This is a genomic window from Candidatus Sysuiplasma jiujiangense, from assembly GCA_019721075.1.
In the GTDB taxonomy this organism is placed as follows: domain Archaea; phylum Thermoplasmatota; class Thermoplasmata; order Sysuiplasmatales; family Sysuiplasmataceae; genus Sysuiplasma; species Sysuiplasma jiujiangense.
In genome coordinates this window covers 29,904-54,300 of the sequence record JAHEAD010000011.1, presented here as the reverse complement: position 1 = coordinate 54,300, position 24,397 = coordinate 29,904, and the positions used below count along the sequence as shown (strand labels likewise).

The following is a 24,397-nucleotide window of genomic DNA, read 5'->3' as shown; positions in this document are numbered from 1 at the left end:
CATGAAGGTCACTCATGTCCTTGGAGGCATCATCGCACTGATAGTTGTGGCAGCGGTCGTTTTCATCTTTGTTATGCCTTTGTTCGCAGCGCCTCATTTAGGATTTCCATCGACATCACAGGTGGACAGTGCCACTGGAGACAGCAACTACACCGCATCAAGCGTAATCAGCACCCCCGCCTCCAGTGCCGGCTCTCCTCCGGGCGGAGTGAAGGCGGAAAGCAGGTACTTCAATAACACGGCGGGCAGTCTGCAGTTCGGCATCATACAATTCAAGAGCACAAGTTTCTCAAACAAAGAATTTCTCAACCTCACCACGCTGTTCAGCCCTCTTCTCAAGATTTCCGGCGGGAGTATGCAGAACATGACATACAGGGGTGCGAGCATCGTGGTGCTCGACATTCTCGGCCATTCGGGCTTCGCGTACGGAAAGCTGGGCGACTACATCTTCGCGGTAATATACAGTCAGCATTCTTCGCTTGTGTCCAGCTACATATCGGCCTCAACTATGAAGTCGTTGATACAGTCCGAGGTAGATGCAATGACGAGCTGATCGGAGACGAGCTGCGGGCAGCAACGTTGAAAATGCACACTGATATTAAAATAGAAATGTAACTGCTTACAAGAGGGCGAAGACAATTTAGTCTGCATGATGCTGGAACATTCGGTAGCCGTGCAGTCGCTGCTGCATATACCGCAGGATTCCGGTTCGACATTGCCACATCCGAAGTTCTGTATGCTGAAACCAGCCGGGTGCTGTTTCTGGAGCGCACATTCATGTTCATCCGTTCATCAGACCTTGCCGCGCACCCGGTTCGTGGAAGATCGGCAATATTCATCAAACTGGCGGGAAACATAATCAGTTCTGCCACCGAATTTCTCACGCCGAAGCTGTCCCACGAACCCTTCTGGCTATTTTCCGCTACGGCAGCCCACTCAGGGAGTTTTGTGTTTTTGCTCCGCCGCTAAATTACGCCTTCAGTGATTTTTATGGCGTTTGTCGGGCAAACCGGAACGCAGGCCATGCAGTACACACAGTCTTTTTCGCGGACTGGATCGCACTTGTCTGTCCTGTACTTGTTCCACAGTTCCTTGTCGTCCGCAATCTTCCTGTCGTTTCCTGTCCCCATCTGGCCAAGATTCAGCGCCCATTCGTAAAGTGTCACAGGGCAGACGTCCATACAGGCTCCATCAGCAATGCATGTTTCCCAGTCAACCGCAACGGCTGTTCCATGTATGCCCAGTTTTGTCGGATACGGCTTGCCTTCGGCATCAAGTCTCTGAATTCCTTCTGCCCTTATCGAATGCTCGAAATGCTCACCCGTTACAGGGTAATTCTGCTCGTCGTTCAGAAAATTCTGATCAATCGGTTTGGGCTTATAGTCCAGAGTATCGAGTTCAACCATCCTGAAACACTCCTTACAGCGATATCTTCTGCATGTCGTATATAATTAATTAATCCCAAATATTCGGGACCATGCTTGAGAGGGTGAACGCGGTGATTGCGTGCAGAGCCTGAAAGGTCGGCACAAAAGGTTTATCGTGCACGTGATTTTCTTGTCGTATCAACACGGTTATGAAAATTGAGGCGGAGAAAGGTACGGCCGGCAGCCGGGGAAGAATCATAAAATCGCACTATCTGACCTTTGCTGCCGTGTCTTCGGGAATATTCCTAGCTCTTCTGGCTGCATTTATTGGCTCTGTGTATTCATTTGATTATTTTGCCGGACAGAATTCATCCGCCGGTCTGTTTTACGTCCATCCGGTAATGGAAGTGTTTGGCTTCCTTACGCTGTTTATTCTCGGGGTATCATACGCCGTTCTTCCCAGATTCAAGAACGCGGAACTCGGTCAAAGAGGCGCTGCCGCACTGTCAATTATCCTCCTGATAGCGGCAAACTCATTATGGATATACCAGAACCCAACATTGCAGGCATCGGGCGACATTCTCTTTATACTGGCCTCTGTAACATCCCTCGCGCTGCTCGCACCCGTTCTTGGTAAGCCAAAAGGACCGCTTGCAGTTGCAGAGCCATTCTTCTGGCTTTCGCTTATTTCACTGATAGTTGCCGGATTTATGAAACTTTATTTCAACGTGTTCCTGCACAGGGCAGGCTGGAGTTCCTTTCCATTTCTGGAAATCACACTTTTCGGATTTCCGGCAATGATGGTTTTCGGCGTTGAGACAAGAACTATACATTTCAGGTTTGTGAAACTGAACAAACGGTCGCTGATGCTTTCATACCTGGCGGCATCTATCTCGATATTACTGACAGCTCTCTCGATGTTTCTGCCGCAGGACGGCAATTATCCTCTTATTGCTGCGGTAACAATACTCTGGAGCCTCAGCGCCCTGCTTTTCCTCTACGGAATCAGAATTTTTCATTATTATGTGCAGCCAGAAGTCATGAACCGCATGAATGAGCGTGACAGAAGCAGATATTTCTACTTCAGGAACGCTTCATCGGTGGCAGGCGCATGGCTCATTGCCGGCCTGCTTTTCGCGCCTCTGTACGTGTCGATGGTTTCATTGCATTCCACTGATGCGCCGTGGATCCGGGATGCGTTCATACACGCCCTCGGCGTTGGCTTCCTGCCGGTCAGTATCATGTCATTCACTCCAACGCTTCTGGTCTCGGTCCTGGCAAGAAGGGCACCTTACAGGGGACTGAGCAGCATCCCCATCCTGATATACACGCTTGGAAACGCATGGCGGATATCAGTTGATGTGCTCAATGCGGCAGGGTTGAATTACCTGTCGGCGTCCGCACCCTATTCTGTAATTCTTTCGGCAACAGGTTTTGCCATGTTCATCGTCATGCTTTTCAGAATGAGATAAAATTCACTGACGTGGGCTTGCCCTAATGCGTTAGGGCACATCTATTTAATTCATACGCCGTCATTTAATCTCCATGTCATATCAGGAAAAGAAACATCCGGAGCCTACTGTTGTTGATGTGAGGAGCATGCCTCCCGCGGCGAGGCATAACCACATCGAAAGAATTTTCGACGGACTCGAGCCAGGCGGGGAAATGCTCGTCGTCAACGACCATGAACCAGTGCATCTCGTTCAATTCATGAAACATGAGCGGAAAGATTTCGACTCATCGGCATACAGTGCGTACAAAAAGAATGATTCGGAGTGGGTTGCCGTCTTCAGGAAAAAATCGGCCAGCGATTCTGAAGCGAAGGGAAACGAACGGGATTTTGTATTTGCCAATATAGAAAAGGAGAGAACATATGATGAGCACTCCTTCTCTCCTGTGCCTGTTTTTTCAGCTGAGGGATACCGCGTCATAATGGCATACTTCAGGGCAGGACAGTTCATTCCCGTACATACTCCGGCAAACGATGTGATGATTTTTGTCTATAAGGGCGAAGGTGAAGTTGTTGCATCCTCTTCCAGGTTCAGCGTAAGACAGGGCGATATGGTTGTTGTCAAAGGCGGCAGTAAGCGCGGTATAAAGGCTGCAACGGACATGCAGATCCTTCACATTGTTGTACCTCCTCCGGGCGAAAGCGACCATGACAGGATTTCAGAAATGATTGAAAAGGGACTCTTCGAGCAGTAACGTGCTCAATGCTCTCAATCATCGGGCAGGCTGGCATCCGGCAGGCGCGGTTATTCCTGTGATAAACCCACTTCTCAGACCGGTCGAAGCAGCGACCGGCCGAAGTACAAAAGAACTTGACAGTGAGCCGTTTCATCCCATATGGGCAATGAATGATCATTACGAAGGCGGGTCTGTTTGAAAAAGCAGGTTAGGATTTTCCTGGCATTCTCAATACTCTTTATGATAGTTGGCCTTCTGGACGGCGTTTTCAGGCTGATGGCAAGGGAGAACATAAGGACATCTGTCTTCACCGGAATCTACGGATTCCATCCGCTGCTTGTCGTATTCGGCTTCATTGCTGTCATAATAATGACCGAACGGGTAGCAAGTTTCACTACACTTGAATCCATTTCGGCAAGGCGCAGATCCATGCTTTCCCTGATGGTCCCTTTCACGGTTCTGGGAACCCTGCTTGTAACTACCGGAATTTCCCTCAGTTCTGTTCTCCTTTCCTATTCCGGCGTGTTATTTCTCCTGCTTGGCAGCACTCTGTTCATCGCAACACTGAAACTGCTTTCCGGTCTCTCCAACATGAAGACATCGTTCAGATTCATGATACTGTCCGGCATCGATCTGTGGGCATCTGAACTCCTTTCCCCTGTATTCGGAGTTACCTATCCGGTTGGCTATGACATGCTGCTGCTCTCATTTCCTGTAATATTCATCATAGGTGAGAGGATAGAACTCACCCGATTCATTTCACAGGGCTATTCCGAAAATCGGTTCAAAACATCCCTGGCGCTCTATGCCATGTCCGCTGCGCTGTTCATGCTGTCGCTGCCCTTCTCTGTGGTGGAATACAGATACATGCTTGTTGCTGCAGGCATCATACTGATGGCAATCGGCACAGCGTCTGTCTATGGCACCGAACGGAGAAACCTTAACATTCTGTCCAGATCCGCGATGCCGCTGCAGAGATATGTCTCGATGCATACAAGGATAGCATATGCCTGGCTCTTTCTGGGCCTCATTCTCTCGCTGATTTACCTTCTGAGTTTCGGCAGCGTAGACACGCATGACGTTTTCATACATTCGATTGCAGTGGGCTTTGTACTCACCATGATTCTCGCACATGGCCCGATAATAATGCCCACCGTTGCGGGAAGGAGATTGAAAACAGACAGATTTTCGCCTGTTCCGTTGCTGCTGCTTACCGCTGGAAATGCCGTCAGGGTCGGAGGCGGGATAGTGCAGCTGTTTGCCAGCATTCCCATAAACGGCATTCTTGTCGGCCTTTCCGGATGGCCGGTATTTGCCGCACTTATAATTTTCTTGCTCGAAGTCATGATGAGGTCGGAAAAGAGTGTGAGGAACGGGACGAAGGACACAGCGAAGGGTCAGGCAGACATCCAACCTTAAGGCGATCGGCCGTTCAGCAATGCGGCAGGTCAGGGACACAGATAAGAAGCCGTTCGAATTATGTATGCTCGGTCAGAAGATGATCGAAGTTCGCATAGAGGTGGATCTTCCAGACAACTGGGTGAAGAATATCAGCACCGAGCATTCATCCAAAATCAGGATAATGGACTTAAGGGGGACGAGCAAGGACCGGCAAATCCAGGACTTCGTCGAAATCACCACTACAGCCCGCATCAGAGAGCTTTTTGATGTGTTCTCCCGCATGGATGGAATAAGCGGAGTGGATCTCGTTCAGATAGAGCCAAACAGGATAATGGGTGCCATAACCACGGACAAGTGCCCCGTCTGTTCCATATTCGCCGGGCCGAACTGTTCCGTCATTTCGGCAGAAAGCAGGGGGGAAGGAAAGATGGAGTGGAACCTGCTTATCAGCGGATCTGAAACGCTCAACCTGCTCTCTGAAAAGATGAATGAGGGTAAACTGAATTACAGGGTGGTCTCGGTCAGGAATCTCAAATCAAAAAGGGAGCTGACGGCCCGCCAGCATGAAATAGCCAAAATAGCGTTTGAACTCGGCTACTTCGACTTTCCCAAAAAGATCACTCTCGTCAGCCTATCAGAACGCCTGCACATAGCTCCTCCCACCCTTTCCGAGATCCTCAGGCGGGTGGAAAAGAATGTGCTCGCCTTCTATTTTCAGACCAGGTGGAATTAATCCTATGCCAGCGTTCCTGACGTTTTAGGGTAAACCTATATGCCGGCGGATGCTCTGGATCGCTGCAGGTCCTTAATATGATTTCAGGTAAAGGGAATCTGCATCTTCAGTTCAAGTACGACATAAAGAAGCATCTTGATCAGGAACACAGTGAACTGCTGAAGTCGTTAAAATCTCTCTCCACGATTGACGGCAGTATGGGCGAATCGGCAGGGAACCTGTTGAAGGCGCTCGTGCCGCATGTGGCGGAAGAGGAGAAAACGGTCATTACACTGCTGTCTTCGATAAGAGGTCTTATAGAAGGGAACGCCGGTAAAAAAGAATTGTTGCAGCTGTCTCTGCTGGGAAACAAGCTCACGGAAACCTACAATGAGTTTCTCAAAGAACATTCAGACATTGAGGGGAAAGCGGAAAACCTGCTGGGAATCGCTAGAAATGCCGGATACGCAGAAGCCGTCTCCATCATCGAGGGGCTTCAGCACCATATCTTCCTTGAGGAGCTTCTGCTTTATCCTTTCTCCATACTTGCGGGCAAATATGCAGCCCTGAAGGTGTCTGAAAACAGTCGAAGCCATTGAAATTGGGAAAACAGGACTTCGACTGCAGCCTGCCAACGATGAATGAGCATATTCTGTAACGAGCGGTGACGTGTGTAGTTCATGAACTGTAATGCTCACCTGAAAGTCTGTCCTGAATTGAGTTCAAATGGATGTATGAGACGGTCTTCGAATCATTTTCAATCGCGTTTGAACACGAGGATCCAAGCCGGTCAACTCCAGTCGGGATTTGAACCCGAGTCCCATGGGTTGAATGTCCTAAATCCATGGTCGGGTTTTTCGTCTTTTTCTAGCTTCATTATATATAACAACTTGGAAAATCAAAACAGGCATAAACAATTCCCGGTTTACTGAACAGCAGCATTTGACAAAGCTCTTGAATCGATATTTCTTCAGCTGTGTATCAACGTTACTTTCTCACGTTCGTGTTCCATCCTGATCGGCGCTAACCGCGGGGCTGGCAAAATCCCTTGCGAGAAGAAAAATTTTGCCGGCATTACAGGGTTTTCATTCCTCAATTGCTGTTTGCAAATACACGCAGCCAGAATCTTTTTGACAAGATGATTGACATTGTGCCTTAGGAAAAACCCGTAATCCTCAGGCAGTAGTCCCGCATAGGGAAATTACTGCACTGGCACTGTTTTTTGATGTGAGAGTGCATTCCGTTGTTTGGGTGAAGGGATGCACTCCACAGAGAATGTAAACGAAAGAAGGGTTAAGGATTTTGTGCTCAAGCGGTTTGAACGCCATTTTCAGCTGCCTGCAGGCAATTCGGACTATCCGGAGGGAGCCTATCTGGCAGTGCTTGTTCTGACTGCCATGGCACACAGGTTCGTCGACGGATTCGCGGAAACGATGAGGAGGACATGGCTCCTCCCCGTTCCCTCCGGCGACACGATCAGGCGCAAACTGAACAGGATGCCGGCACGCGATGTGAAAAGGCAGCTGCTGGAAATAAACAGTGATGTTCTCTCAAAGGCAGTGAGGATGCGCATGTTCACGCATTCCGTGACATGCGCCATCGACTGCAACGACAGAGAGTACTACGGTAAGAGAACTTCAAAGCTTGTCGTCGGCGGCAAACACAAGAACGGTACATCCTGGTTCTACAGGATTGCAACACTCTGTGTTGTGGAGAATGGGATGAGGTTCGAGATTGCGGCAACAGAGTACAATGCATTCTCTAACCTGCCGAAGGTAGTGATGAGGCTGCTGGATGAATCGTCGAAATATGTGCGCATAAGGCACCTGCTCATGGACAGAGGCTTTTCATCAGTCGAAATCAGGCACATGCTGACAGGCATGGGCGTCAGCTACCTGATGCCCATAAAAACAGATGACAGAATAGAGCGGGAGGTGAAGGCGGCACACGGCCTGCGTTTCAGGCATATCGAATGGACGACGGCATACAGGCGCATAACAGACACAACGACGCTCATCATCATCGACAGCAGTGAGGTGGTGCCAAAAAAGAGCAAACCGGGATCGGAACAGGTATTCTGGCTCTATGTAACGAACATGCCGGTGACAGACGGCAACATAGCCGGCATATGCCGTTACTACGACGCACGCTGGGGGATAGAGACGGGCTACAGGATAGACGATCATGAGTTCACAGGCATGACAACATCGCACAGCGATGCCATCCGCATCTTCTATCTCCTCCTCTCCGTCATACTCAGGAACATATGGACGCTGCTGAAGGCGGTGCAGACAGAGAAGGGCATGAGTGGAATGAGGGCATACGAATTCGCCGAAGAGCTGAAGAAGGAGGTATTCACGGCATACGTCTCTTCCTGATATGCCATTCACAATGATACGTGAAACGGTCCATGACCGCATAATGCAGGAATCAGACGGCTGAACTCCGTTGCATGACGCAACTCTTCAGCCCATGCTTCACATTGCTCATGCTGAAACATGTTCTGAAATCTGCGAAGTCACGGGCATCATCATGCTCCGGCCCGTCGCGGCACCTAATGTGCGGGACTACTGTCAGGTCAAATACTTTAATCAACCAGCCTGTTGAATTCATCAACGCTTATGTCCGCTTCTCATATTATGGTTCTTATCATACCCTTGCCTATGGGCATGTGAGCTGGAACCACTATCATGCTTTCGGGCTTTCTCTCTCCAAAAATGGCTGCATATTTTTCCCTGTCGGCAAGATGCATTACAATGTGGCTGCCTTTCTGGTGTATGGCTACGTAGCCTAGCTTGGTGAGGGCTTTGATTACCTTATCGTAATTCTCCGGTAAAAGCCTAGACACTTACCTGCACCATCTCAACAGGCACAGGGTCGCCGTGTTTCTTGAGTGCTTCCAGGTATGCCTGAATAGCCTCCTTGACGTTCTTCATAAGCTCGTTGCGTGTCTTGCCTTCCGTGGCGCAGCCAGGCAAGTCTGGCACCCTGGCTACGTACGTGCCATCCTCGTCGCGTTCTATCATTACCCTGTACTTCATCCTTTCCACAATTGTATTATGCACGTTCAAGATATTAACAATATCTCCAGTTACTGTTGAAAACTGCAATTCGCCGGAGTGGCATCTTCAATGAGATTCTTGTGACTGTTCATCTTTTTGGCAAATGAGCGTGAATCGTGTGCCTGTTCAACAGAATTTTATCTAGTCCTTATTAAAAATATATATGCAGGGCCGTGCTCTACATGTGAACCACGGCAGTTGTACTGTCGTTCAATCCTATGGCACCGTTGTGTGCTGCGCCGCACTGTCAGTGGCGGCAGGAGGGCGTGGGATGGAGAGACTTCGCTTGAACACATTCTCTCCGCATGCTGGACATTGCCGAAGACGTGGAACAATTTCACAGAACTCGTGCTCAGGTCATTCGTCAGCGACTGGTTCATTGGAAGGATTCCACAAATGGTTGTGTCAAAATGCTGGATAGTTGCCAGTTTCTTTTCCCTGGCTATGAAATCGAACCCGGGTTTGTGTTCGAAAATTTAATTTGCTCCCGTCGGGATTTGAACCCGAGTCCCAAGCTCGAGAGGCTTAGATGATTGGCCGCTACACTACGGGAGCCCTGTTGCGTATCCGGACTGGTATAATGACTTCGGCTTAAAACTTCCTCCGAAGCCGCTTCAGCCGATCGCTTTTCTGTTGAGATGCACAACTAGTGGTTTCCGCTCCTTTGATTTCGCAATTCACAATTTTCAACGGCAGGTATGGGTGAGATTCTTATCCGTCTTCTGGCTACATGGGCACCGGCGGGCGGTATGTTCCGGACCGGTGAATACACAGAAACCGATCGTCAATGCGGTGCGTATATGGACCGAATCAGCCGCGAAACATTATTGGGGTTATAGACGGGCCGGGTTAGCCACTCGTTTAGTTTTGTCACTCTTCTCGGCGTCAAACATCTGAAGAGCTTCCCTTGCATTTACGTTTTCGTGTGTTATGGCTCTTATGGCCTTGATCACGCCGACAGGGTTTTCATTCTGCCATATGTTCCTGCCCATGTCCACTCCCACCGCTCCATCCTCAAGCGCATTGTGAACCAGATTGAACACATCTTCCACTGAATTGAGTTTGGGTCCGCCGGCAACCACAAGGGGCACCGGAGAGCCGTCAACCACCCTGGCGAAGTCTTCACAGTAATATGTCTTTACCATCTGCACTCCGATTTCAGCCGCAAGTCTGCATGCGAGAGCAAGATATTTTGCGTCGCGTTTTTCGAGTTCCTTGCCAACTGCGGTGATAGCCATGACCGGCATCCCGTACTCCTCCCCCTCATCTACCAGTTTTGAGAGGTTGACGAGCGACTGCTTCTCATGGCTGCTCCCGACGAAAATGGAAAGTGCCACAGCTGATACGTTCAGTCTGAGTGCATCTTTTATCGAAGTAGTGATCTCCTCATCGCTCAAATCCTCCTTGAGGATGCTGGATCCGCCTGAAACCCTCAAAAGAATAGGTATGTCCGACCTCGGATCAACAGAAGTGCGCAGCACACCCCTGGTGACGCCGAGCGCATCGGCATAGGGCAGGAGCGGCTCTATCGTCCTGCGTGGATTCTCCAGTTTGTGCGTCGGCCCCATAAAGTATCCATGGTCGCAGGCCAGCATGACAGAGCGTCCGGTGGAGGGCTTGATCATTCTCGAGATTCGGTTATTCATTCCCCAGTCCATTTGATCTCCCTTCGATGGTGCTGTTGCATATTTCTGTGGATTAATAACCTTTCTGCTTTCCGCGTGCGCTGATAGGATGAAGCACTGCCTGATAAACGGTCCGCGTGCAGTGATGGCGTTTCATTCCTCCCCTTGCTCTTCCAGTCGGCAGCACGCGCGGATTATGAAAGTTAAAATAACGATGCAGTCTTCTGTCTCTGTGATGAAGAGATGCAAGTCATGCGCAGATATTTCCACATGCCCTGTCTGCGGTTCGCAGATCACTTCCTTTTCACATATCGGCGTAAGAGGAAACGAAACAGCCTTCAATGTTCCGCTGATAGATTACAGGCTAACGATATCAAGCAATCCGTCAGGAATAAGGCATTACGCCCAGCCCTGTGATCACAGAATTCTTGTCCAGGCGGCCTCTCCGGATATTGTGTACAACGGCGGTCCGCTCTGGGGCACCGGTTACTCCTGGATAAACGTCTACTGGGGAAAATTCTTTGCCGCTCCGGAGAACAGCGCATGGATTGCAAGGGTGGACAGAGCGACTTCCGATATTGAAACGAGCCCGGGCTATTCCGGCGGCCTGCGTCAGTACAACGTCGGCATCGGGAGACTGGCTAAAAGCTTCACCGTTCCTGAAGATCCTCCTTCGGTTGTGACCAATTCACAGATTAAGGAAAAGCTTGCCTCATGGATTTCGTCAGGAAGTATAACAGATGTGGGAAGAAGAGGTGCATATAACATCTTTCTGCCTCCGGGAGTAACCGTTACTCTTTCCAACGAGAGTTCGTGCGCGTATTTCTGCGACTATCATGACACTGTTGATGGTGTCAACGGTCCGTTCTACACGGTTGAACCCTACCCATGTTCTTCCGGATGCAATCAGTGCACTGCGGACGCATTCGATACGCTGACAATGGGCCTGTCTGAAGAAATGGTCGAGCTCAAGACGGATATGGATCCGGGCACCGGTTGGGTCATAGGGAATGAGGAAATATGTGATTACTGCGATGCTCATTTCGTCTGCAACAAAATATCAACCGGAGAATATGTAAATGCGTGGTATGACAAATCCAGGAACGCCTGCTGGGCAGGCCGGTGAGTGTGAGGATTGAATGACTGACAAGATATTCTGGGACGATGCGTACATTTCGAAGTTCACGGCAAGGGTAATGGAGGTGAACGGCGGCAGGGTCATACTCGACAGGACCGCTTTCAATCCGAGGGGCGGCGGACTTGTGGGCGATACCGGCATGCTGTCCGGCGTGAGAGTCACCGATACACTGAAGGATTCTGAAACCATACAGCATGTTGTGGAGGATGCTTCGGTTTTCTCCCCCGGAATGGAGATAGAGGGTGTGCTCGACTGGGAGAGAAGATACAGGATAATGAGGATGCACACCGCAGCTCATGCGCTCAGCGCCGTATTCAACAGGGAGAGCGGCGCTCTCATTACAGGCAACAAAATAGAACCGCAGGAGTCAAGGATAGATTTCAGCATTGAAACGCTCGACAGGGATCTCATGAATCACTACATAGATATTGTAAACAGCGAAATAAAGAGGAATCCGGAGGTAAGATCGTATTTCATGCCCAGGGACGAGGCGATGAAGATACCGTCAATGATAAAACTTGCCGGTACTGCGCCCCCGCAGGTTGAAAAATTCAGGATCGTCGAAATTGCCGGGCTGGACATTCAGGCGGACGGCGGTGTCCATGTGAAAAGACTCGGTGAACTGAAAGGCATAATTCCTGTCAGATTCGAAAACAAGGGGAAATCAAACAGGCGCATCTATTTCACTCTTAAGGATGACTGACCGCACAGCGCCTGTTGTTGCAGCTCAGCTCTGCATCTCCGGCGTCTCCGCCTCCTCCCGCCTTCATCCTTCTATGACTATTTTCCTCGCGTCATCCGCCTTCTCTGCCAGATCGAACGCCTCCCTGGCGTTTTCCAGCCTGAACGTGTGCGATATGAGTTTCTCAAAATTCGCGGTGTCCCCTGCAATGATGCGAATTGCCTTCTCGACATCCTTCTCAACCGCAGAATAGGTGCTTACTATTGAGATTTCCCTCTTGAATATTTCCGAATAGTCCGCCGGAAGTGCAAGCCCTGGAGGCGGAAGACCGAACTGTATTACTCTTCCACCTTTCCTGACCATTGCCAGTGCTGCAGCAATCGCGTCCCTGTTCCCGGTCGCGACAAAGACTGTGTCCGCGCCGATGCCATCCGTAATCGATAGCACGCCCTCCACGCTCTCGGCCGGACCGAATGTAAATCCTGCTCCGATTTCGCCGGCGAAACCAAGTCTGCTCTTCGAAACATCGACTGCAGCGATCCTGCATCTGCCGTACAGTTTCAGTGCAGCGACGTGCATCAATCCGACCGGGCCTACGCCGACAACCGCCGCCGTATCACCGTCGTTCAGAACAGTCTTTCCAAGACTCCTTACAACGCAGGCAAATGGCTCAATCAATGCTGCTGTCCTGAAGTTCATGGTGTCTGGTATTCTGAATACCGCATTTCTTTCAACATTCCACTCAGGCACGCGAAAATATTCGGACAGTCCGCCAGGATCCAGGTTGGACCTGGAAAAATGCGGGCACATCGTCTCGCTTCCTCTCCTGCAGTAGTGACACTGATAGCACGGGACATGATGGTGCGGGAAAACACGGTCTCCGACCTGAAAACCCTTGACTTTTGCTCCTGTTTTCGCCACGATGCCGACAGCTTCATGCCCCAGGATCCTCGAGCTGTAATTTCCCCTGACCTTCTCAATGTCAGTACCGCAAATTCCGCATGCCCTCATCTCTATGAGCATATCTCCCTCTGATATGTGCGGTGTCTCCGTCTCTACAATGTCGACATTATTCCTGTTGCCGATTACGCATGTCTTCATACCGGCTGCGGAATCGGAATTAAAACATATAACTGTCTGTATTTTGTGCCGCAAATACGCCGCCCCCACTTGTATCCTTTTAATATGTTCACAGATTTCTCCTTCGATGCTGCCGAGTTTTGCTGAAATATCTTTATTAACCATTAGCCGACGTCAGGAATAGGAGGAATATCAAACGGCCACAGTGTATCCGTCCGCAGATCTGGTCCTTCTGTTCGCGACCTATCTCATACTGATGGGTTCCATACTTGCGTTTGCCATCTATGAATTCAATTCAGGTGTAGCCTTCCAGGTGATAGTGCTGATTCTTGGCGGTCTCCTCTTCGCCTTTTTCATAGTTCATCGCATACTCGTGCTTCCGCACTCCTTCGTTTCGTTCCTGAATAATTTTTCCATTCCGCTTGTGACAGACCTCGTTCTTGTCCTGATTTATTCAGGCATGGGTCTCAAACTGGGAGCTGATGTGAAAGAACTCAGAGGTTCCGGACTGAGAGTTGCGGTTGCGGGCGTGGTAATGGCATTCGCCGATATCATACCGTCTGCAATACTTTTCGGGTATGTCTGTCAATGGCTGCTAGGCTGGCCGTGGATACTGGGAGCGCTGCTTGGCTCTCTTCTGGGTGAGACCTCTGCCGCCGTGGTTGTTCCCTATCTGAACCATCTTGTGGACCTGTCTTCGGAGAGAGGAAGGCGCAGCGACCATGTTACAAAACTCACCAGTGTGCTTAAGCTTGAATCGACGGTAAACAGCGTGGTGCTGCTGCTCTTTGTCGCCATATTTTATAACCAGATTTATATACGCAATTACAACCCCACATTCGCCAGTTTTCTTGCCACAACATACAGTTCCCTCGCGGGTGTAATACAGTACCACTCAATCGTGCTGATCTTTGTGCTTGCAGGAATCCCGGTTCTTGTTTTTGCCGGTTCGAAGATAATAGTGTTTTTTGTCAAGAGGCGGCTGGTGGACAGGGGCAGGACAAGGCTCAAGGCGTATGCTGTTTTCTCCATGAATGACATAGTTACCGAATCAGCTTCGGACGGCAGTGAGATGAATGAAAAGCAGCTCAGAATGGGGATGATTCTCTACGGCATTGTCCTGGGCATAGCCCTTCTTGTTTTTGAGGAAATACTGAACCTTACATCCTTCGCCGGTTTCGCAAACGTGCTTTTCGCGCTCATAGGCCTGCTCTATCTTGGTTTCTTCATAGGCTACCTCTTTCCCGGCGGTGAAAAACTCGTACTCGACAGGGACGCAGACGCAACGGGCAAGAGGACATTCACCGGCATGATGCTCTTCCACGAGGAGTTCGAGCTCCTCGTCAGGATTGTATTCTACTTCAGCATCGGCGTTGAGCTGGGGATGATGCTTTTCGCTCCCCCGAAGGGCGTTCAGGCCATTCCTTCGGGAGAACTTACGGGAGCAGTGATACTGATTCTGGCCATGGGCCCACTTTTCCTTGTGCTACGTTACATCAGCGGTTCGTTCGGCCTTCCGATTGCATTCTTCAGCAGATATTCGACAGACAGCATCAGGAAGGATTACGGCCTTGTTGCGGCAACGATGCCGAAGGGGGTCACCGTTGCGGCAATATCCGTGCTGATTCTGCAATCGGGCATAGAATTCGGGAGCACCATATATGTACTCGCGCTGGTTTCAATAATAATATCCACATTCGCATTCACAATCATATCGGCTGTAGCTGGCGCTGGACCCTCCGGCGCGTCGGGAAAGAGGGAGGGAACAGAAGCATCCGGGCTGAAGTGATGTGCCTTCCGTGTTCTGCCAGGGCTTCGCGTCATTCCGCATTGAGCGGCGAGAAATGTGCCGCAATCGATTTCCTGTCCGGATGCTGTATCGACCTGACGCTTATCGGTGTAATACTGATTTCTGATTTGCCAAGCACTGCGTTCAGGTCGGTGTCCCTTTCGAATTTCTTCTTTTTCGTTCCTGCGAGCCAGTAGTATTTGTTTCCGCGCGGATCCTCCCTTTCCACCACATAATCGTCGAACATTTCCCTGGCCATGTGCGTTATCCTTACACCGGTGCCCTTCCTTGTCCTGACGGGGAAGTTCACATTCAGCAGATCCACTGTTTCCGGAAAACCCTTTTTGAGGAGGAAGCTGACTATTTTTGCCGCCCACCATGACGCATCCCTGAATTCAGCCTCACTGAGACGCTCATCCTCCGATTCTATCTCCTTGGAGAAGGCTACGGATTTTATTCCGATTATGGCTCCGGACATTGCAGCGGAAACCGTTCCGGATGAGAAGAATGACTGCATGCTCAGGTTGCCTCCTATGTTGATGCCTGAAACAATCATGTCTATTTTCCTGCCCTTCAGGAGCCTGTGAACGGAGAGGAATACACAATCTGCAGGGGTTCCGCCGACGGCAAGTGCCTCATAATTCTTCGACTTCACCTTCCCGAGCCTGACGGGGCGGTGGAACGTGATGCTCATTCCCGTGCTGCTCTGCGCCCCCCTCGGAGCGACAACTCTCAGTTTCGATATCGGTGACAGTGCTTTTGAAAGTGAAATCAGACCCGGGCTGTAGACGCCGTCATCGTTTGTTAACAGCAGCATAGCTGTTCATACACTCGCAGTATTTTTTTGTTATCTATTTAGATCCATGAGTAAACGGCATATTTACCATTGCGACACACATTTTTAATAATGCAGACTATACGCTTAATGCGGGCCCGTAGCTTAGTTCGGATATAGCACTGGCCTTCTAACGCACGAAACGGATGCGAGCCAGATGTCCCGGGTTCGAATCCCGGCGGGCCCGCTGAACATAATCGGCAAATACTAACCTATACACACGCTGTTTCTTTATTTCAAGACAGTATTGTCGAAGCACAGTAATCTGGCGGGAGGCAGGGATGTTCATCGCTATTATGGGAAACTGAATGCCGAGCCGGTTATTGATGTCGAAGACCTGAATGCAGGCGGCATGGTGAAGAACCGTCATCCTGCCGCTGCCATTTCAGACACGCCGTTTGTCTAGTAAAGGAAACAGCTTGAATACAAGACGGTATGGTACACGGCCGTGCTCAGTGTCCCCTGTGATTTAGAAAATGAATGCCATATCCCGAAGCATAAACGGTCAAGTTTCATGGAACGGAACAGTCTGCCACAGAACTGGCAATGGATGTAATCATAAGTAAACCTGCATGTAGAAATTGCGCCATCGGTCAGGATGGTAAATTCCACTATTTCTCTATGGCTAACGAGTCATGTTCAGTACAAATGCATAATATTGTATAGTACTGATGCATACATTATCCAGTGATTCTAAAGGAGACTCTGCAGGGTGTTGTAAACTCTCAGAAAGAGCAGCTTCCAACTATGGACACAGGTGTTGTCCGTGATGAACTGTCCAGAATAGATGTAAATCTGCCGTTTGCAATTATGATCTCAGGAATAAGACGTTGCGGAAAGAGTACACTCCTTCGTCAGGTCATGAGGAATGCCCGGTGTTTTGCTTACTTCAATTTTGAAGATCCAAGAACAGCCGGGATGGAAAGCGGAGACCTGCTGAAGCTCGACAGTGCACTCACCGAGGCATACGGAAAGTTCGATATTTATCTGCTTGACGAGATCCAGAACATCAATGGATGGGAAACATTCGTTCGCTCGATGCTTGATCGGAAAAAACATTTTGTTATCACAGGTTCGAACGCCTCGCTCCTGAGCCGGGAACTGGGAACAAAACTGACGGGGCGGCATCTGAGGCACGAACTCTTTCCCTTCTCGTACGGCGAATTCCTGAAATTCACATCTTCAGCTGCCGGACCGGATTCCTTCGGTGAATATACCCGCATGGGAGGTTTCCCGGAATACATCAGGTATGGCAGAAACGAGATACTCCAGGAACTGTTGAATGATATACTGGCAAGAGATATAGTTGTAAGACAGAAGCTGAGAAACCCGCAAACAGTGAAGGAAATGGCTCTGTACCTGCTGTCCAACACGGGGGGCGAGTTTTCGTACAACAAGCTGGCAAAGATGTTCAATCTTGGCTCTACTAATAGTGCGATTGCGTATGTCTCATACCTGGAGGACAGCTACCTGCTCTTTACAGTTTCAAGATTTGATTATTCAATGAAAAAACAGGCAATCAGTCCGAAAAAGGTTTATTCTATAGATTCGGGATTATACAGAGCAAATTCTATTTCGTTTACACCAAACAAGGGCAGAATTCTGGAAAATCAGGTTTTCCTGAATATGCGCAGACATGGCCGGCAGGTTTATTATTATAAGGGAAAGAGAGAATGTGATTTCGTTGTCAGGGAAGGAAACAGTATAGTCAGGGCCATTCAGGTGTGCTATGATATTGATGACGATAACAGGGATCGTGAAATCAAAGGTCTGGTTGAAGCGATGGAGACATTCGGGCTTAAAGAGGGTCTGCTGCTGACCTGCAATCAGGAGGATGAGATGGAGTTCTCGGAAAGGAAGATAGCGATAAAGCCTGTGTGGAAGTGGTTTCTTGAGCAAGACAGCACAAGTTTAGGACCCAATTATCCAGGTATTTAGTAGATATACGACTTGAATTCCGGTCTCTGCCATGTTTCCTGAAACCAGCGGTATCCCTTATGGCATCCGTCTATGTTGAATATTCAGTTTTTGTGGCAGTCTTTGTTTCAGTAAACGAATGCCACATTCTCAGGGATAGACTGGCAGGTTTCATGGAAGGTTGGCTAAGTGTCCATCGGTCTGAGTCAGCATTCCACAGAACTCGCAACATGAGGTTCTCGCTGGTGTCTTTCCGGGGCGCGTCCACTGCCGTTTCCGATTCCACGGCATCGCACGATCTTCCTTCCATAAACCCTGACTTCCAAGGGATAGATTCCAACCGCATCCATGATGACATGGTGCGGTTCGGAACAACCGACGGACAGTTTGATCCGCAGAAAGGGAAAGGAGGGCAGATAGCAGGCAATTGCATGGCGGCCTGCGATGCTTTTCAGCCTGGAAATTAAAAAAAGGGAAAATGGTTTGAAACAGCAGGGTATGGAACGAACACAGAAGTCAGGTCGATGAAACCTGATAGTAAATCAGCGTCCCATTTCTGTTTACGAGGGAATCATTGACAGCTATTTCCTTCAAATCAAAGGATGCAGTAACCTGACCGTTGACCGTTGATATTGAATTCACCGTCTTCTGGGTGTAGGCATGATTGGCAAGCAATGCCGTGATCTCGAATTCCGAATTGATTTCACCGAGAAACGCCTCTGTGCCATTGACTATTGTGCTGTTCACATCTGTCCGCGATGTTGTGAAATAACCTGACCCGGTAATAGTTGATACTGTCACCGTCGTACTGATGTTGCGTATCTGCGTAACATTGAAGCCGATTAGAATGGAAAACGGCGAGGATAATATGAAATCAAAAACGTCCGTCCCGTTGACCTGGATGTACTCGCTTTTCTGCGTTGTCGTTATTACCTGTAGTGCATGTCCTCGCATCGAAGCGTGGTAAGTGCTGTCCGTCTGGTATGTTGTGTTGATGTACTCATACATGGCGAAATTCTGATTGTATACGACACCTGTGCCGTATTGCGTGGATCCGGTGATGTTGAAATTTGGATCAAATATAGTCGAATTTGCGTTGAACGATACTGTTTTCTTGAATATGCTGGCATTGCTCCATAACGCAGATTTCTGAGAACCATGTGCGGTAAATGTCTCACTGACGGATTCGGAATCGTTCAGATATGTGGCAGTAGGCGGTATGCTCTCCGTCGTTGCATTGGTGGCTGGAGATTGCGTATACCGTTCAGGAACTGGAACGATGTGGCAGGCACTGAAGCCTTTGTAGGGCTACCCGTTGTTATCATGAAATTCAGCGCAACCCTGATCCAGAGGTTTTCGTCCTGAAGGACCTCTACCTGGATCATCTGCTTTCCATGAAGAAGCGATAGATATGGAGCAAGCTGTATCACATGCGGCGGATACAACTCTGCACCTATTGCAAGTATCGGGTGCCACAGGAACAGGTCGCCCCCGCCTGCCTGTATGTTCGGATATGGTTGTGTGGTGTCGACAAGCGTGCCGTTGATAAATATTCTGAACTCCCTGAACGGCGGCTGCAATGTGTACCAGAATTCATCGTTTCCATTCTGCTGCTCATAAAAATTGATGTAAGCATTGGTGATGTCTGACGGAAACGTCACATTGGCATATCTGGACACATTGAACGGAATGGGCACGTTTACCGGGAATGCATTTCCCGGCGTGGGAAATGCGGCGGAAGTAAAGGCAGGCAGGACAACATTCGGTTGCGGGGCTTTCGTGCCGCCGTAGAATGTGAACCAGGCCGACAGATAGGATGAATATCCTGGATTAAATTGCGGGCATGTTACCAAAACACTTGCAGTACCCTGCAGTATGGAATAATAATCGGTTACATTCTGGGTAACGGATGTGTTCTCAAGCTCAAGCGTGTTTCCCGCAATAATCTGTACATTATCGACCTCGACAATAAAGCTCGTATCGAACGGATTGCTCACGTATGTGCAGAAGAACGTAACTGTGATCCTTGAAAATGACCCTGTCGGGAAAACTACAGAATTGTTCACCACCACGGATGTGGTACTGTGCGACACGAATGCATTATAGACCGGAACAAATGACTATAGCACCGGATGGCTGGGGAATCGACGGACCGCCACCATCGGCACCAGGGACGGCGTCCATGGTAATGCCCAGCTGCTTATCTTGCGTGTTAACTGCGGAACCGCTGCTCACCACATTCTGCATTGCATTCGGCTTTACAGTCAGATGCTGGCCACCATATGCTGTGGTGGCTGATAAAAACAGCAATACGACCAGTGCAGCCATCAGATACTTCCGCCTGTGTTTTGTCATTTTATTTGCTTCACCACGACTGTTTTCAGGCACCGGCGGCGGCGACCCCTGGCCGCCTTGCCCGACCAATATCTTTCCTGCCTTCCCCCTCATTTATCCGTCTGTAGTTGCTTCCGTGCCCCCACTTTGCGGTGCATGGCCATGACATTTTTCTGCGTCCACAGTACCGCGCTTCACAGAACAGACACTGGACATAGTCTGCAGTACTGTAGGATTTTGCTGAAGGTGGATATATGATATTTGGCACGGATGATAGTGCGACATACGTCATTTTTCTCTTCCCTTCTCGCATATCACAAGATAGACCCTTTTCCCCAGGAACTTCCTGGGGCAGTCAACCTTTGCCCCTGTACCGAATTTTGTCACTTCCTTCTCTATGACTGCAACAACCTCGTCTGACAGTTGCAGATTGCCGTCAACGACCTCAACTGTTCTCATAACGACTGGCATATTGATATATGTACAATGCACAGAAATGCTACTGCCTGTACTGACTAAATAGCTGTTTGACAGATTTCACAATGCGTTCGATTTCATTGTCAAGAAGTAAAGGGAACAGTACTCCAGACCTGGGCACGCCTGAAGAGACTGGAGTGCATATGAACGGTCATACGGACAGAGAATTAAGCATGCAGCAAAGGCCCTGTCCTCGGCCATGCTGCGGTTTTCGTGAATTGCCGGCTGGTGCGATGTCGCGTTTCAGGGGAAACAAAGGGTTACAGTTTGAAGTCATTGAACCGGATGATTTCAGTTGATACCTGCGAAAATGCGGTATGAAATTCACGCGGGTGATAAAAAACATGTCCCGGCATGTCGTGGGGATGGCGGCATTACTGACTTCATGATACCGACAGAAACGGGGGGCAAAGAAGCCAGACTCTACCCTGCGGGGAGGATGAGAATCGTCGGGGTCGTAGAGCAATCCGTTTGCTGTCTCCGCTTATATTTTAAGTAATAGCACCGGTTATTGCCAGATAATGCTTGATGTTGGCATTTTCCTGGCGGCTGCAGGTATAACCCTCCTGGAGATGGCTGAAGCCGCGGCTGTCGGCATCGCGCTGTATGCGCAGACACGGGATTCATCTGCCTTTCTGGCCGTTGCGGCAGGCGCGCTCGTCATATTCATACCGACCGCAATCATCGGAAATTATATTTCTCTTCTTCCGCTTGTTTACGTCAGGCTAATCTCCGCAACCCTCCTCCTTTACTTCGGGCTGAGACTGACAAGGAGTGCCAGGAGGGCGGTAAGAACATCGCTAGGTCTGAACAAGTGGAAGGGCGGCCACCACGATGAGGAGGAGAAGGGATTACTGGCCACAGGTTTCTCAGTTGGTGCTGTCGAAGCGTTCGAGGCTGCCATCGTCCTCGTAGCCCTCTATCCAAACAGCTACAGTTCCACGCTTCTCGGCCTGTTTTTCGGTGTGGCGGTGGTTGTCATTGCCGCGGCAGCCCTGCATTCACAGGTCAGGAAGGTAAAGCAGGCAAACATGAAGATGCTTGTTTCAGCCCTGCTCCTCACATTCTCTGCATTCTGGTACGCGGAAACGGTGGTGAGCTTCACCGACCTGCTGCTGGTTCCGTTATTCATTGTCTTTCTGCTGATAGTCCATTTTGTGTCCCACTACGGGCTGCATGCAGCAGATATCGCGCAATAGGAAAAGGTGCCGGAAAACCTCTTCGAATCCCATGAAAAACAGTGAAAAGAATGATTTCGGATTTCTCTTCCCGGCTGCCGCAACACATGCCCTGCCTGCCGGACCTGCCAGGTGTCATGTTCGGGTCCTGCCAGTCATGTCCTGCTTCATGCCGAAACACGGATTTTGTCAAGCATTTTAATAACAGATCGCATGGGAAGATTCTGCAATGAATTTCCGGAACAGCGACCTGCATATGCAGCTGCTGACAAACATAGCGTACACATCCTCGACGCTCTTCATTCCTGTCTATGCTTCGGAGATAGGCGCTTCAAGCGCCGAAATCGGTGCAATTGTCGCCTCCTACAGCGTTGCTCTCCTGGTAAGCAACTACACGCTAGGCCGCCTATCGGATATCTATGGCAGAAGGCCGGTGCTGATGATCAGCCTTCTGTTTGCCTCTCTCATGGCTTTTTTGCAGCTGCTCGCCGACAGCCCTGCAGAGCTCCTGGCAGTACGCTTCCTTCTTGGGCTTTCCGCCGGTTCAAGCAGTTCACTCATCGCCTACGCAATAGATCTCAAGAGGGATCTTGGCAGCTTCAGTTCCTTTGCATCACTCGGCTCCGCGATAGGCCAGGGATTTGCAGGCATCGTGATATACCTGTTTGCGGGCAAATCGATCGGGCGGGAACTTCTTTCTCCTGTTTTTGCCCTTTCAGCCATCCTGCTGTTTGCAACATTCTTCGTCTCGCTCGGAGCGCCAGAACTCAGGAGACGGAGGGGAAGAATGCACTTCTTTCCGCGTGGTGTTTTCAGAAAGGGAAGGGCGGCGTATATCTCTCTGTCGCTCAGGCATTTCGGTGCGACTGCTATTTGGGCAATTTTTCCGATTTTCAGCCTTGAGCTCACACCGTCCTACTACCCCTACAGCGTAAGGCTTGCACTCGTTTCGTTCATATACGTCCTCAATTCGGTCGTACAGGTGCTTTCCATGCGATTCCTGACGCGCGGCATGCAGCCGAGATACCTCGTGCAGCTTGGCATTGCGCTCTCATCCGTGACATTTGTTTCCTTCGCATTTGCCAGGAATTTTGACGAGCTGGCAGCGACCCAGGTACTCCTCGGTGTGGCATGGGCATTCATGTATGTCGGCGGACTGCGGTATGTGGTCGAGCGCTCATCCGAAAGAGGTGCTTCCGCAGGGATGCTCGCATCGCTTATGGCCCTGTCCGGCATAGGCGGTCCGCTCGCAGGGGGCGTACTCGCAACCTCTGCTGTGAGTTTAGGTTTCAGCCTTTTCAACGGCTATATCGCAGTAATGTACATGGCGAGTGCAGTAACGGCTCTTGCAGCTGTGATCTTCTACAGGATGGAATTCAGAAAGGTGCCGGTGCGGATTGCCGCTGTCCGATAAGCAATAATCATGCTGTCCGGCCGGCTATATCTGAAATGGTCCTTCTTTTCATTCCTGTGCCTGAAAATCCTCCCTGCCCCTCTTCTGCTGCTCCTCGGCCGCCTGGTCGTAGGGGTATGAGACCTGTGGTGCGCTCACCCTGTCGAGTTCATCGGAGTGACCCTTTTCCAGTCTCCATCCGGCAGCACCGGCATTGTCTCTCAGCTGTTCGACGCTTGAAACGCCGAGTGTCGGCGAGGTCACTCCCTCCCTGCCGAGCAGCCAGTTGAGTGCGATCTGGGAATGCGTCTTTCCCGTTTCTGCCGCAATCCTGCCGACCGTTTCGACAATACGCCATGTCAGGTCGTTATTCTGCCTGTCCCAGATGTCCTTCCTGCCTTCCCTGTAGGATGCGCCAATCCTTGTGTTTTCGGGCGGGCTCTTCATTTCCCTGCTGTACTTTCCGGTCAGCAGGCCCCGGCCCAGAGGACTCCATGGGTTTACGGCAAGACCATTGTGCCTGCAAGCAGGAATGAGTTCAAATTCGGTTGCGCGGCAGAGCAGGCTATACTGCGGCTGCAGTGATACGAAACCGCTCAGACCGTTTTCCCTTGCGCTGTCCAGGGCAAGCTGCAGCTGCCATGCCCTGAGGTTGCTTGCACCGATGTACCTGACAACCCCATCATCGACGAGTGTTTGGAGTGCACGCAGCGTTTCCTCCACCGGCGTTGCCGGATCCCAGGCATGAATCTGGTAAAGGTCGATGTAGTCTGTCTGCAGCCGTTTCAGGCTGCTCCTCACACCGCTGAGTATGTGCCTCCTTGAAAGGCCGATGTCGTTTGCCTTCCCCGATGTCTGAAAACGGATCTTGGTGGCGACAACAAAATCATCCCTCCCGTTCCTCTTCAGCCACTCTCCGGCGATCTGTTCCGATTTCCCTCCCGCATAGACATCGGCCGTGTCAATGAAATTTCCGCCCTCATCCCTGAAAGCATCGAGTATGGCATGGCTGATTCGTTCATCCGCCCTCCAGCCGAATGTCATTGTGCCGAGGCACAGCTCGCTTATTCTGACTCCCGTCCTGCCCAGGTATTTCGTATTCATATGGCTGCCGCATGCATATTCACGATTAATAAAATAAGCAAAAAACAGTCCCTGCCCATGGAAAGGGGTGCTCACAAGAATGAAGGAAAGTGTTTATTAAATGGTTTGAATGGTAC

The 24,397-nt window shown here is 50.1% G+C and carries 26 protein-coding genes and 2 tRNA genes; 16 read left to right on the top strand and 12 right to left on the bottom strand.

Going from position 1 to position 24,397, the window contains the following annotated elements; genetic code table 11:
- Position 1 precedes the first annotated feature (1 nt).
- A complete protein-coding gene (locus KIS29_07490; GenBank protein ID MBX8640160.1) occupies positions 2–553 on the top strand; it encodes a hypothetical protein in 552 nt (183 codons plus the stop codon).
- A gap of 412 nt (positions 554–965) precedes the next feature.
- Here the strand turns inward: KIS29_07490 and KIS29_07485 are convergent, their stop codons facing one another.
- Positions 966–1,406 (bottom strand): ferredoxin family protein, encoded by a 441-nt coding sequence (locus KIS29_07485; GenBank protein MBX8640159.1) that lies wholly within the window; start codon positions 1,404–1,406, stop codon positions 966–968.
- Between the two features lie 170 nt (positions 1,407–1,576).
- On the opposite strand from KIS29_07485, the gene KIS29_07480 reads away from it, so the two are divergent.
- The 6 genes from KIS29_07480 (at position 1,577) to KIS29_07455 (ending at position 8,045) form a co-directional block, all read left to right on the top strand.
- On the top strand, positions 1,577–2,839 hold the full coding sequence (locus KIS29_07480) for a hypothetical protein (protein ID MBX8640158.1): 1,263 nt from the start codon (positions 1,577–1,579) through the stop codon (positions 2,837–2,839).
- A 73-nt stretch (positions 2,840–2,912) separates the two neighbouring features.
- The gene (locus KIS29_07475; GenBank protein MBX8640157.1) at positions 2,913–3,572 is read left to right on the top strand and encodes a DUF2249 domain-containing protein; all 660 of its coding nucleotides are present in this window, start codon (positions 2,913–2,915) and stop codon (positions 3,570–3,572) included.
- A gap of 177 nt (positions 3,573–3,749) precedes the next feature.
- Positions 3,750–4,973: a hypothetical protein gene (locus KIS29_07470; protein ID MBX8640156.1), complete on the top strand. Its 1,224-nt coding sequence runs from the start codon at positions 3,750–3,752 to the stop codon at positions 4,971–4,973.
- 79 nt (positions 4,974–5,052) lie between these two features.
- Positions 5,053–5,688 carry a helix-turn-helix domain-containing protein gene (locus KIS29_07465; GenBank protein ID MBX8640155.1) on the top strand — a complete coding sequence of 212 codons (636 nt, stop codon included), beginning with the start codon at positions 5,053–5,055 and terminating at the stop codon, positions 5,686–5,688.
- A 77-nt stretch (positions 5,689–5,765) separates the two neighbouring features.
- The gene (locus KIS29_07460) at positions 5,766–6,266 is read left to right on the top strand and encodes a hypothetical protein (protein MBX8640154.1); all 501 of its coding nucleotides are present in this window, start codon (positions 5,766–5,768) and stop codon (positions 6,264–6,266) included.
- Between the two features lie 660 nt (positions 6,267–6,926).
- On the top strand, positions 6,927–8,045 hold the full coding sequence (locus tag KIS29_07455; GenBank protein ID MBX8640153.1) for a transposase: 1,119 nt from the start codon (positions 6,927–6,929) through the stop codon (positions 8,043–8,045).
- A gap of 254 nt (positions 8,046–8,299) precedes the next feature.
- Here KIS29_07455 and KIS29_07450 read toward each other — a convergent pair whose 3' ends face one another.
- The 4 genes from KIS29_07450 to lsrF form a co-directional block, all read right to left on the bottom strand.
- Entirely contained in the window at positions 8,300–8,515 is a 216-nt protein-coding gene (locus KIS29_07450; protein ID MBX8640152.1) for a type II toxin-antitoxin system HicA family toxin, read from the bottom strand.
- Positions 8,508–8,708: a type II toxin-antitoxin system HicB family antitoxin gene (locus KIS29_07445; protein ID MBX8640151.1), complete on the bottom strand. Its 201-nt coding sequence runs from the start codon at positions 8,706–8,708 to the stop codon at positions 8,508–8,510. The genes KIS29_07450 and KIS29_07445 overlap by 8 nt, the downstream gene beginning before the upstream one ends.
- A 503-nt stretch (positions 8,709–9,211) precedes the next feature.
- Positions 9,212–9,284 (bottom strand) — tRNA-Glu (locus KIS29_07440).
- Positions 9,285–9,562: 278 nt separating this feature from the next.
- On the bottom strand, positions 9,563–10,387 hold the full coding sequence (lsrF, locus tag KIS29_07435; GenBank protein MBX8640150.1) for a 3-hydroxy-5-phosphonooxypentane-2,4-dione thiolase: 825 nt from the start codon (positions 10,385–10,387) through the stop codon (positions 9,563–9,565).
- Between the two features lie 202 nt (positions 10,388–10,589).
- On the opposite strand from lsrF, the gene KIS29_07430 reads away from it, so the two are divergent.
- Both KIS29_07430 and KIS29_07425 read left to right on the top strand, forming a co-directional pair.
- Entirely contained in the window at positions 10,590–11,480 is an 891-nt protein-coding gene (locus KIS29_07430; GenBank protein MBX8640149.1) for a hypothetical protein, read from the top strand.
- 13 nt (positions 11,481–11,493) lie between these two features.
- Positions 11,494–12,195: an alanyl-tRNA editing protein gene (locus KIS29_07425; protein MBX8640148.1), complete on the top strand. Its 702-nt coding sequence runs from the start codon at positions 11,494–11,496 to the stop codon at positions 12,193–12,195.
- A gap of 63 nt (positions 12,196–12,258) precedes the next feature.
- On the opposite strand, the gene KIS29_07420 is transcribed toward KIS29_07425, so the two are convergent.
- Positions 12,259–13,275 (bottom strand): alcohol dehydrogenase catalytic domain-containing protein, encoded by a 1,017-nt coding sequence (locus KIS29_07420; GenBank protein MBX8640147.1) that lies wholly within the window; start codon positions 13,273–13,275, stop codon positions 12,259–12,261.
- Between the two features lie 184 nt (positions 13,276–13,459).
- Here KIS29_07420 and KIS29_07415 point away from each other — a divergent pair, with 184 nt between their 5' ends.
- Positions 13,460–15,043 carry a hypothetical protein gene (locus KIS29_07415; protein MBX8640146.1) on the top strand — a complete coding sequence of 528 codons (1,584 nt, stop codon included), beginning with the start codon at positions 13,460–13,462 and terminating at the stop codon, positions 15,041–15,043.
- Positions 15,044–15,074: 31 nt separating this feature from the next.
- On the opposite strand, the gene surE is transcribed toward KIS29_07415, so the two are convergent.
- Positions 15,075–15,860, bottom strand: coding sequence for a 5'/3'-nucleotidase SurE (gene surE, locus KIS29_07410; protein ID MBX8640145.1), 786 nt, complete (start codon positions 15,858–15,860; stop codon positions 15,075–15,077).
- Between the two features lie 112 nt (positions 15,861–15,972).
- On the opposite strand from surE, the gene KIS29_07405 reads away from it, so the two are divergent.
- The 4 genes from KIS29_07405 to KIS29_07390 all read left to right on the top strand — a co-directional run bounded on the left by KIS29_07405 (position 15,973) and on the right by KIS29_07390 (position 18,262).
- A tRNA-Arg gene (locus KIS29_07405) sits at positions 15,973–16,065 on the top strand.
- A 60-nt stretch (positions 16,066–16,125) separates the two neighbouring features.
- The gene (locus KIS29_07400) at positions 16,126–16,284 is read left to right on the top strand and encodes a hypothetical protein (protein ID MBX8640144.1); all 159 of its coding nucleotides are present in this window, start codon (positions 16,126–16,128) and stop codon (positions 16,282–16,284) included.
- Between the two features lie 281 nt (positions 16,285–16,565).
- Positions 16,566–17,816 (top strand): ATP-binding protein, encoded by a 1,251-nt coding sequence (locus tag KIS29_07395; protein ID MBX8640143.1) that lies wholly within the window; start codon positions 16,566–16,568, stop codon positions 17,814–17,816.
- A gap of 59 nt (positions 17,817–17,875) precedes the next feature.
- Complete coding sequence (locus KIS29_07390) at positions 17,876–18,262, top strand: hypothetical protein (GenBank protein MBX8640142.1); 387 nt, start codon at positions 17,876–17,878, stop codon at positions 18,260–18,262.
- Positions 18,263–18,311: 49 nt separating this feature from the next.
- On the opposite strand, the gene KIS29_07385 is transcribed toward KIS29_07390, so the two are convergent.
- The 4 genes from KIS29_07385 to KIS29_07370 form a co-directional block, all read right to left on the bottom strand.
- On the bottom strand, positions 18,312–18,803 hold the full coding sequence (locus KIS29_07385; protein ID MBX8640141.1) for a hypothetical protein: 492 nt from the start codon (positions 18,801–18,803) through the stop codon (positions 18,312–18,314).
- Positions 18,804–18,991: 188 nt separating this feature from the next.
- Positions 18,992–19,861, bottom strand: a complete 870-nt coding sequence (locus KIS29_07380; protein ID MBX8640140.1) for a hypothetical protein — start codon at positions 19,859–19,861, stop codon at positions 18,992–18,994.
- 34 nt (positions 19,862–19,895) lie between these two features.
- Positions 19,896–20,150, bottom strand: coding sequence for a hypothetical protein (locus KIS29_07375; GenBank protein MBX8640139.1), 255 nt, complete (start codon positions 20,148–20,150; stop codon positions 19,896–19,898).
- A 267-nt stretch (positions 20,151–20,417) separates the two neighbouring features.
- Positions 20,418–20,588 (bottom strand): DUF2080 family transposase-associated protein, encoded by a 171-nt coding sequence (locus KIS29_07370; protein MBX8640138.1) that lies wholly within the window; start codon positions 20,586–20,588, stop codon positions 20,418–20,420.
- A gap of 539 nt (positions 20,589–21,127) precedes the next feature.
- Between KIS29_07370 and KIS29_07365 the strand changes: the two genes are divergently transcribed.
- Together KIS29_07365 and KIS29_07360 are read left to right on the top strand one after the other, a co-directional pair.
- Complete coding sequence (locus KIS29_07365; protein MBX8640137.1) at positions 21,128–21,805, top strand: hypothetical protein; 678 nt, start codon at positions 21,128–21,130, stop codon at positions 21,803–21,805.
- A gap of 208 nt (positions 21,806–22,013) precedes the next feature.
- Positions 22,014–23,198 carry an MFS transporter gene (locus tag KIS29_07360; GenBank protein MBX8640136.1) on the top strand — a complete coding sequence of 395 codons (1,185 nt, stop codon included), beginning with the start codon at positions 22,014–22,016 and terminating at the stop codon, positions 23,196–23,198.
- 48 nt (positions 23,199–23,246) lie between these two features.
- Here the strand turns inward: KIS29_07360 and KIS29_07355 are convergent, their stop codons facing one another.
- Entirely contained in the window at positions 23,247–24,281 is a 1,035-nt protein-coding gene (locus KIS29_07355; protein MBX8640135.1) for an aldo/keto reductase, read from the bottom strand.
- Between the last annotated feature and the right edge of the window lie 116 nt (positions 24,282–24,397).

Coding starts and splice junctions, on each gene's coding strand:
- KIS29_07490 (MBX8640160.1), top strand. CDS start 2: ATGAAGGTCACTCATGTCCTTGGAGGCATCATCGCACTGATAGTTGTG.
- KIS29_07485 (MBX8640159.1), bottom strand. CDS start 1,406: ATGGTTGAACTCGATACTCTGGACTATAAGCCCAAACCGATTGATCAG.
- KIS29_07480 (MBX8640158.1), top strand. CDS start 1,577: ATGAAAATTGAGGCGGAGAAAGGTACGGCCGGCAGCCGGGGAAGAATC.
- KIS29_07475 (MBX8640157.1), top strand. CDS start 2,913: ATGTCATATCAGGAAAAGAAACATCCGGAGCCTACTGTTGTTGATGTG.
- KIS29_07465 (MBX8640155.1), top strand. CDS start 5,053: ATGATCGAAGTTCGCATAGAGGTGGATCTTCCAGACAACTGGGTGAAG.
- KIS29_07460 (MBX8640154.1), top strand. CDS start 5,766: ATGATTTCAGGTAAAGGGAATCTGCATCTTCAGTTCAAGTACGACATA.
- KIS29_07455 (MBX8640153.1), top strand. CDS start 6,927: ATGCACTCCACAGAGAATGTAAACGAAAGAAGGGTTAAGGATTTTGTG.
- KIS29_07445 (MBX8640151.1), bottom strand. CDS start 8,708: ATGAAGTACAGGGTAATGATAGAACGCGACGAGGATGGCACGTACGTA.
- lsrF (MBX8640150.1), bottom strand. CDS start 10,387: ATGGACTGGGGAATGAATAACCGAATCTCGAGAATGATCAAGCCCTCC.
- KIS29_07430 (MBX8640149.1), top strand. CDS start 10,590: ATGAAGAGATGCAAGTCATGCGCAGATATTTCCACATGCCCTGTCTGC.
- KIS29_07425 (MBX8640148.1), top strand. CDS start 11,494: ATGACTGACAAGATATTCTGGGACGATGCGTACATTTCGAAGTTCACG.
- KIS29_07420 (MBX8640147.1), bottom strand. CDS start 13,275: ATGAAGACATGCGTAATCGGCAACAGGAATAATGTCGACATTGTAGAG.
- surE (MBX8640145.1), bottom strand. CDS start 15,860: ATGCTGCTGTTAACAAACGATGACGGCGTCTACAGCCCGGGTCTGATT.
- KIS29_07390 (MBX8640142.1), top strand. CDS start 17,876: ATGGCATCCGTCTATGTTGAATATTCAGTTTTTGTGGCAGTCTTTGTT.
- KIS29_07385 (MBX8640141.1), bottom strand. CDS start 18,803: ATGTATGAGTACATCAACACAACATACCAGACGGACAGCACTTACCAC.
- KIS29_07375 (MBX8640139.1), bottom strand. CDS start 20,150: ATGACAAAACACAGGCGGAAGTATCTGATGGCTGCACTGGTCGTATTG.
- KIS29_07370 (MBX8640138.1), bottom strand. CDS start 20,588: ATGAGAACAGTTGAGGTCGTTGACGGCAATCTGCAACTGTCAGACGAG.
- KIS29_07365 (MBX8640137.1), top strand. CDS start 21,128: ATGCTTGATGTTGGCATTTTCCTGGCGGCTGCAGGTATAACCCTCCTG.
- KIS29_07360 (MBX8640136.1), top strand. CDS start 22,014: ATGAATTTCCGGAACAGCGACCTGCATATGCAGCTGCTGACAAACATA.
- KIS29_07355 (MBX8640135.1), bottom strand. CDS start 24,281: ATGAATACGAAATACCTGGGCAGGACGGGAGTCAGAATAAGCGAGCTG.